The sequence below is a fragment of the Methylophaga sp. UBA5088 genome, from assembly GCF_002414625.1.
Taxonomy (GTDB): Bacteria; Pseudomonadota; Gammaproteobacteria; order Nitrosococcales; family Methylophagaceae; genus Methylophaga; species Methylophaga marina.
In genome coordinates, this window is the sequence record NZ_DIAC01000057.1 from 10,877 (window position 1) to 17,781 (window position 6,905).

The 6,905-nt window shown below is 43.2% G+C and carries 6 protein-coding genes and 1 pseudogene; 1 reads left to right on the forward strand and 6 read right to left on the reverse strand.

The window, feature by feature from the left end:
- Positions 1 to 845: alpha amylase C-terminal domain-containing protein (locus B4K20_RS07715; RefSeq protein WP_414683370.1), on the forward strand; the 845-nt coding region annotated here is incomplete at its 5' end.
- Between the two features lie 59 nt (positions 846 to 904).
- Here B4K20_RS07715 and pgi read toward each other — a convergent pair.
- The 6 genes and pseudogenes from pgi to B4K20_RS07745 form a co-directional block, all read right to left on the reverse strand.
- The gene (gene pgi / locus B4K20_RS07720) at positions 905 to 2,542 is read right to left on the reverse strand and encodes a glucose-6-phosphate isomerase (RefSeq protein ID WP_286304254.1); all 1,638 of its coding nucleotides are present in this window, start codon (positions 2,540 to 2,542) and stop codon (positions 905 to 907) included.
- A 29-nt stretch (positions 2,543 to 2,571) separates the two neighbouring features.
- A complete protein-coding gene (gene hisS / locus B4K20_RS07725; RefSeq protein ID WP_286304253.1) occupies positions 2,572 to 3,828 on the reverse strand; it encodes a histidine--tRNA ligase in 1,257 nt (418 codons plus the stop codon).
- A 2-nt stretch (positions 3,829 to 3,830) separates the two neighbouring features.
- Positions 3,831 to 4,955 carry a flavodoxin-dependent (E)-4-hydroxy-3-methylbut-2-enyl-diphosphate synthase gene (gene ispG, locus B4K20_RS07730; protein WP_320165962.1) on the reverse strand — a complete coding sequence of 375 codons (1,125 nt, stop codon included), beginning with the start codon at positions 4,953 to 4,955 and terminating at the stop codon, positions 3,831 to 3,833.
- Positions 4,955 to 5,872, reverse strand: a complete 918-nt coding sequence (locus tag B4K20_RS07735; RefSeq protein WP_289243460.1) for a RodZ domain-containing protein — start codon at positions 5,870 to 5,872, stop codon at positions 4,955 to 4,957. The genes ispG and B4K20_RS07735 overlap by 1 nt, the downstream gene beginning before the upstream one ends.
- Positions 5,872 to 6,639: a type IV pilus biogenesis/stability protein PilW gene (gene pilW, locus B4K20_RS07740; protein WP_286304251.1), complete on the reverse strand. Its 768-nt coding sequence runs from the start codon at positions 6,637 to 6,639 to the stop codon at positions 5,872 to 5,874. The genes B4K20_RS07735 and pilW overlap by 1 nt, the downstream gene beginning before the upstream one ends.
- A pseudogene (locus B4K20_RS07745) lies at positions 6,636 to 6,905 on the reverse strand (bifunctional tRNA (adenosine(37)-C2)-methyltransferase TrmG/ribosomal RNA large subunit methyltransferase RlmN); the annotation flags it as partial. The pseudogene B4K20_RS07745 and the gene pilW, both read right to left, overlap by 4 nt.

Sequence of the window (6,905 nt, forward strand, 5' to 3'; positions counted from 1 at the left end):
CCGTACTACACAGTGAACATCCTGGCTGTATTATCACGGCAGAAGAGTCAACCTCATACCCAATGATTTCACGGCCAACAGATATTGGTGGTTTAGGTTTCTCAATGAAATGGAACATGGGCTGGATGCACGATATTTTGGAGTATATGCAACAAGATCCGATACATCGCCGCTATCATCATGACGATCTGACATTTGGCCTCTTGTACGCTTTTACAGAAAACTTTGTACTGCCCTTCTCACACGATGAGGTAGTTCATGGCAAGCGTCCCATGATATACAAAATGCCGGGCGATGAATGGCAGCGATTTGCCAATCTGCGACTGCTTTATACCTTTATGTTTAGTTACCCAGGTAAGAAACTGCTGTTTATGGGATGTGAATTTGGTCAAGGCAGTGAATGGAATTGTGAAAAAGATTTAGACTGGTATGTACTGGACTACCCTGTGCATCAAGGGCTAAAGAAATTAGTCGCCGACCTCAATACCACCTATAAAAGTCAACCCGCTTTGTATAAGCACGAATTCGAGCCACAAGGTTTTGAATGGATTGACTGCAATGATAGAGAACATTCGATTTTAAGTTATCTACGCAAAAATGATGAAGAATTTATCATTGCAATATTTAACTTTACGCCAGTCCCCCGAGATAATTATAGACTCGGCGTGCCTGAGCTTGGAGAGTATGAAATTATTATCAATTCAGACTCAGAGTACTACGCAGGAAGTAATTATCATAACCCCAGTATTATCTCAGCTGAACAAACGGCTTGGTCAGATAGGCCTTATTCAATTCAGCTGAATTTACCACCACTTTCTGGGCTAATATTACAGAAGAAACATTAATAAATTTGAACAGGAATGATTCCCCCTGAGTTCTCAGGGGGAAGATTAAGCGATTTTTGTTACTGTCTTAACTCGCGAATGAGTTTAATCAAGTGCGTTGTTGAGCTATCGTGAGCAGAAATATCAGCATCATCTTTCAACTCTGGCACGATCGCTTTTGCCAATTGCTTGCCGAGTTCCACGCCCCATTGATCAAAAGAGTTAATATTCCAGACAACCCCTTGAACAAATACTTTATGTTCATACAAGGCCACTAACTGTCCCAACATCTCAGGCGTTAATTTAGGGAATAGCAATACATTGCTTGGTCGGTTACCCGGGAAAACCTTGTGCGGTAATAATGCTTCGAGTTCTTTTCCTTCATAACCTTCTTTAACCAGCTCAGCACGCACTTCCTCAGCGGTTTTGCCTTTCATCAATGCTTCGGCCTGTGCTAGACCATTCGCAAGCAGAATAGACTGATGATCACACTCTGGATAATGACTATTCACAGGTAAAACGAAATCGACCGGAATTAATTGCGTGCCTTGATGAATCAGCTGGAAATATGCATGTTGCCCATTGGTACCAGGCGTGCCCCAAATTACAGGACCTGTTTTGTAGTTAATACGTGCACCAGAACGGTTAATAAACTTGCCGTTGCTCTCCATATCAAGTTGCTGCATATGGCTTGGAAAACGAGCTAATGAGTGATCATAAGGGACAATGGCTTGCGTTTGTGAATTAAAGAAATTCACATACCAGATCCCCAGCATCGCCATAATGACAGGAATATTTTCTGCTAAAGGCTGCTCACGGAAATGTTTATCCATTTGATGACCGCCATCAAGCAATCGCTCAAAATTATCCATTCCCGTATACAAGGCGATGGGTAAACCGATGGCACTCCACAAGGAATAACGACCACCAACCCAGTCCCAAATTTCAAACATGTTCGCAGTATCGATACCAAACTTGGCTACTTCAGTGGCATTGGTAGACACTGCGACAAAATGTTTGGCCACATCTTGCTGTTTCCCTTTTTTCAGAAACCAATTTCGTGCTGAATGAGCATTGGTAATTGTTTCCTGAGTGGTAAATGTTTTTGAAGCCACAACAAACAAGGTTGTCTCAGGATTCAATTTTTCTAAAGTTGTGCTGAGATCAGTACCATCGACGTTTGAGACAAAATGCACGCCCATACCCTCGATGCCATAAGGTTCAAGCGCATCACAAATCATCGCTGGCCCCAGATCAGAACCGCCAATGCCGATGTTTACGATATCGGTAATTTTCTTACCGGAGAAGCCCAACCATGTGCCATTGTGTACTTGCTCACAAAAGTTACGCATTTTTTCAAGCACAGCATTAACCGTTGGCATAACGTCCTTGCCATCTACCATGACAGGCGTATTACTTCGGTTTCGAAGGGCAGTATGCAAAACAGCCCGGCCTTCAGTGTGATTGATCGCTTCACCTTTGAACATACGCTCAATCCAGTCTTGTAGCTCAACAGCCTCAGCCAACTGAATTAACTTATCTACGGTCTCTTGGGTGATGCGGTTTTTGGAGTAATCCAGTAACAAATCACCACTTTTGATTGAAAATCGTTCAAACCGGCTTGAGTCCAACGCGAACTGTTCACGCATGGATACGAATTTCAGGTCAGAATAGTGTCTGACCAAAGACTGCCATTCAGGTATATTCAAAGGTGTCATAGTTCTTAGATTTCTTGTATTAGTTATAATTATTGACTGAGGAATGAAGGCAGATCAGCCCACTTTATGGTCTGCTGCTCCCCTGTCTCCATGGTTTTTATACCGATTGTTTGGCTGGACACTTCATCATCTCCCAGAATAAGTGTCCAACGCGCTCCGCTTCGGTCTGCGCGTTTAAATTGGCTTTTAAAACTACCACCACCACAGTGGCTAATCAACTTTATGCCAGGAAGTTCATCACGCAAACGTTCCGTTAATAATGGTGCTTGTGCCATTGCCTGTTCACCGACAGCAACTAAGTAGGCATCAGTTTGTTTAATATCCGGTAATGATTGGGTTGCTTCGAGCAGTGCGACAAGTCGCTCCAGACCAATAGCAAAACCAATCGCTGTGGCGCCTTTTCCACCCAATTGAGCCACTAAACCATCATAACGGCCACCAGCACAGACAGTACCTTGTGAACCCAACTGGTCGGTTACCCATTCAAAAACGGTTTTTCCGTAATAATCCAAACCTCTGACCAGCCTTGGATTAATTTCGTAGTCAATACCAACACTATCGAGGATCTGACATAACTGTTCAAAATGCAGCTTAGATTCATCATCCAAATGATCTATCAGTTTGGGGGCCGCTTCATTTAATGCCTGCATTGCAGGATTTTTACTATCCAGAATCCGTAGTGGATTTGAGTGTAGACGTCTTTGGCTATCTTCATCGAGTTCAGCTTGGTGCTTTTCGAAATAGGCAATTAAAACTTCGCGATAAGCTATTCTGGCTTGAGTACTTCCAAGTGAGTTTATCTGGAGAGTCACACCTTTCAGACCTAACGCTTTCCAAAGACGCGCTGTCAGCATAATCATTTCAGCATCGATATCTGGGCCATCGAAGCCATATGCTTCTACACCCAACTGATGAAACTGGCGATAACGGCCTTTTTGCGGACGTTCATGACGAAACATCGGCCCCATGTACCAAAGGCGTTGCGTTTGATTCAGTAAACCGTTTTCCATGGCAGCACGAACACAACCTGCTGTCCCTTCTGGACGCAACGTTAAACTGTCTCCATTGCGGTCCTCAAAGGTATACATTTCTTTTTCTACAATGTCTGTGACTTCACCAATGGAGCGTTTAAAAAGCTCTGTTTTTTCGACAATCGGAAAACGAATTTCTTGATAACCATAACCAGCAAGGACATTTTTCAAGGTCGTTTCTATGACCTGCCAGTATGGTGTTGTTTCAGGAAGAAGGTCATTCATTCCTCTTATAGAGCGGATTATCTCTGCCACGTCTAACTCAGATCCTTTATCGGAATTGTTTTAATATTTTTTTGCTGTTTTTGTATTTCGATACGTTTACGTATTTGCTGTTCTAATTCGTCTACCAACGCCTCATTTTCGACTTTGTGGTTTGGCTTACCATCAACGTACAGCAGGTTTGGTGTACCTCCTGTCAGCCCAATAGCAGCTTCTTTAGCTTCACCGGGACCATTAACAACGCAACCGATAACAGCCACATCCATCGGTTCAGTGATGTCTTCCAATCTTGCTTCCAGTGCATTAACGGTTGAGATCACATCAAACTGTTGGCGCGAGCAGGAAGGACATGCAATTAAATTCACGCCTTTACTTCGAATGCGCAAACTTTTAAGAATATCAAAACCGACTTTGATTTCTTCAACCGGATCAGCTGCAAGCGAAACCCTGATGGTGTCGCCAATCCCTTCTGACAACAACATACCCAAGCCAATAGCAGATTTAACAGAACCAGAACGAAGCCCACCGGCTTCCGTAATACCCAGATGTAAAGGCTGTTCAATTTGCTGAGCAAGTTTTCTATAGGCATGCACGGTCATAAACACATCAGACGCTTTGAGACTGACTTTAAAATCGGGATAGTTCAATCTATCCAGAATATCAATATGTCTCAATGCTGACTCAACTAATGCATCGGGAGTCGGTTCGCCATATTTTTTTTGAAGCTCTTTTTCTAATGAGCCAGCATTTACCCCGATTCGAATAGGTATACCGTGATCACGTGCACTGTCAACGACGGCGCGTACACGTTCTTCTCTACCAATATTGCCGGGATTAATACGTAAACAGTCCACGCCTAATTCAGCAACGCGTAACGCAATCTTGTAATCGAAGTGAATATCCGCGACAAGAGGAATAGATACCTGCTGTTTAATTTTACCAAAGGCTTCTGCCGCATCCATGGTTGGTACAGAAACACGCACAATATCTGCACCCACTTTTTGTAATGCCTGAATTTGACTTACTGTGGCAGCGACATCTGTTGTCTCCGTATTTGTCATACTCTGTACAGCAATAGGTGCATCACCGCCGACAGCCACATTCCCCACCATAATTTGACGAGATTTTCTTCGCTGAATATTAACGGTTGAGTTTTCCATTATGACTGAGCTCCTAAAGTCAGTTTTGCAACATTACCTTGTGTAAAAGGCTGCAAGTCAACAGGTTGATTGTTGTAGCTCACCTCAGCAACAGTGGCTTTACCTAATAATATTTTCATAGGTAATTCGCTTTTAAGTTCGATAGATTGTTCTGCTCGCATGACTTGACTGAGTAAAGTATTCATTGCTGTATCTGTTACCTCAACCCAGCAGTCACCAGAAAAAGACATTTTAAGAATATTTTGATGTGGCTCAGCACTTGTAACAGACTCAACGTCTTCATTCACCTCAACAGAAGCAAGGTCTTCCGACTCTGTGATGTTATTGTCGCTATCATTTTGTTCACTTGACTCGGTTGTATTGTTCAAGTCATTCATTGTTGAGATTGATGAGTCTTCTGGCTCTGATTGAGACAAATCGTCATTAAAGGTTGTATTGCTGGCCTCATCCATGTCGTTTTGCTCGGTAACGATCTCACTGGACTCGCTTGTTGCTGTTTCATCAGCCGCTCTATTGGACTGCCATTGTTGATATGCTGACCAGAGAATGAAAATTCCGACAAGAAAAAAGAGAATCATCAACCATGGCAATGGTTTTTGTTCTTCAGTACCAACCGGCTTGACCAACCTTGGTTCACTGTCACTCTGTTTGTATTCATCATTGAAGACGGCCAGCATTTCTTCTTGGGGTAAGCCCAAGAATTTTACATAACTGGCGAAATATCCGCGGGCATAGGTCCGCCCGTGCAATTTGTCCCATTGTTGCGTTTCAAGATGCATGACAATGTCTTTGGTGAGCCGCAGCTGTGTCGCCACCTCTGCTAGTGACAAATTCTTGCTTTCACGTGCTTGTTGGAGTCGGGCCCCTAAACTCGGGCTGTTAGAACTCACCACAAAATCGTCATTCAAATCACTCATTACTCAACAAGCCCTTGGTTAACAATACGCATCTCATCCGAATCAGGAAAACGAGAACGCAAAATAAGTTTGTAGCTAGATACCGCATTTTTATCGGCTAATTTGGTTTCCACTCTGATGCCTAACAAGAGAGCCTGTGGCGTCCAGTTGGCTGCTTGCTGAAACCGTTGAATGTAAGCCCTAGCCTGTAAGTAGTTTTGTTGTTGATAGCTAATATCAGCCATTTGTAACAAAGACTTGGGTAGCCCAGGCACCATCTGTAATGCTTTACGGAAATAACCTTCCGCGCGATCAATGGCTCCCCCTTTTGCTGTACATAATCCTGCATTTTCATAGGCAAGCGGCGCGCTTGAATAGAGTGGATTTTCTACAGCTTTCAGGAACCGTTTCTCCGCCTCATCGTAGCGGCCTTGCTGACACAAAAAGACGCCATAATTATTTTGGGCTTCAGAGTAATCAGGTTCCTGCTGAATCGCTTTCTCAAAATGCTCTTCGGCTTTTTCATTTTCATCTAAGCGTTGGTACAAAAGAGCGATGGTATTGTGCGCACTGGGTAGGTTAGGATTTTGTTTCAGCGCTTTCTCAAGCTTTTCAAGTGCGATCTTGTAATCGCCTCGTTGCATGTAATTCAAGCCAAGACGCATATTGATATCAGCTGCTTTTGCATCCTTTGCTACATATTGACTTCTTGTTCCACCATTACTGCTACACGCTGTAAGTACAACAAACATCATCACGACTAAAGCATTACTGACACGATTACTCATCGATGAATTACAACCTCCTGGGCCTTCATGCGTTCACTACGGCGCGACTTATCTTGCACTTCACCTGCTAACTGACCACAGGCAGCGACAATGTCGTCACCTCTTGTTTTTCTGACCGTAGCCACTAAACCTTGGTCGATCAAATATTGCTGAAAGCGCACAATTTGATTACGTGATGAACATTTATAATGCGTGCCAGGAAAAGGATTGAAAGGAATTAAATTAATTTTATTGGGAATATCTTTTAAAATCCTGACGAGATCTTT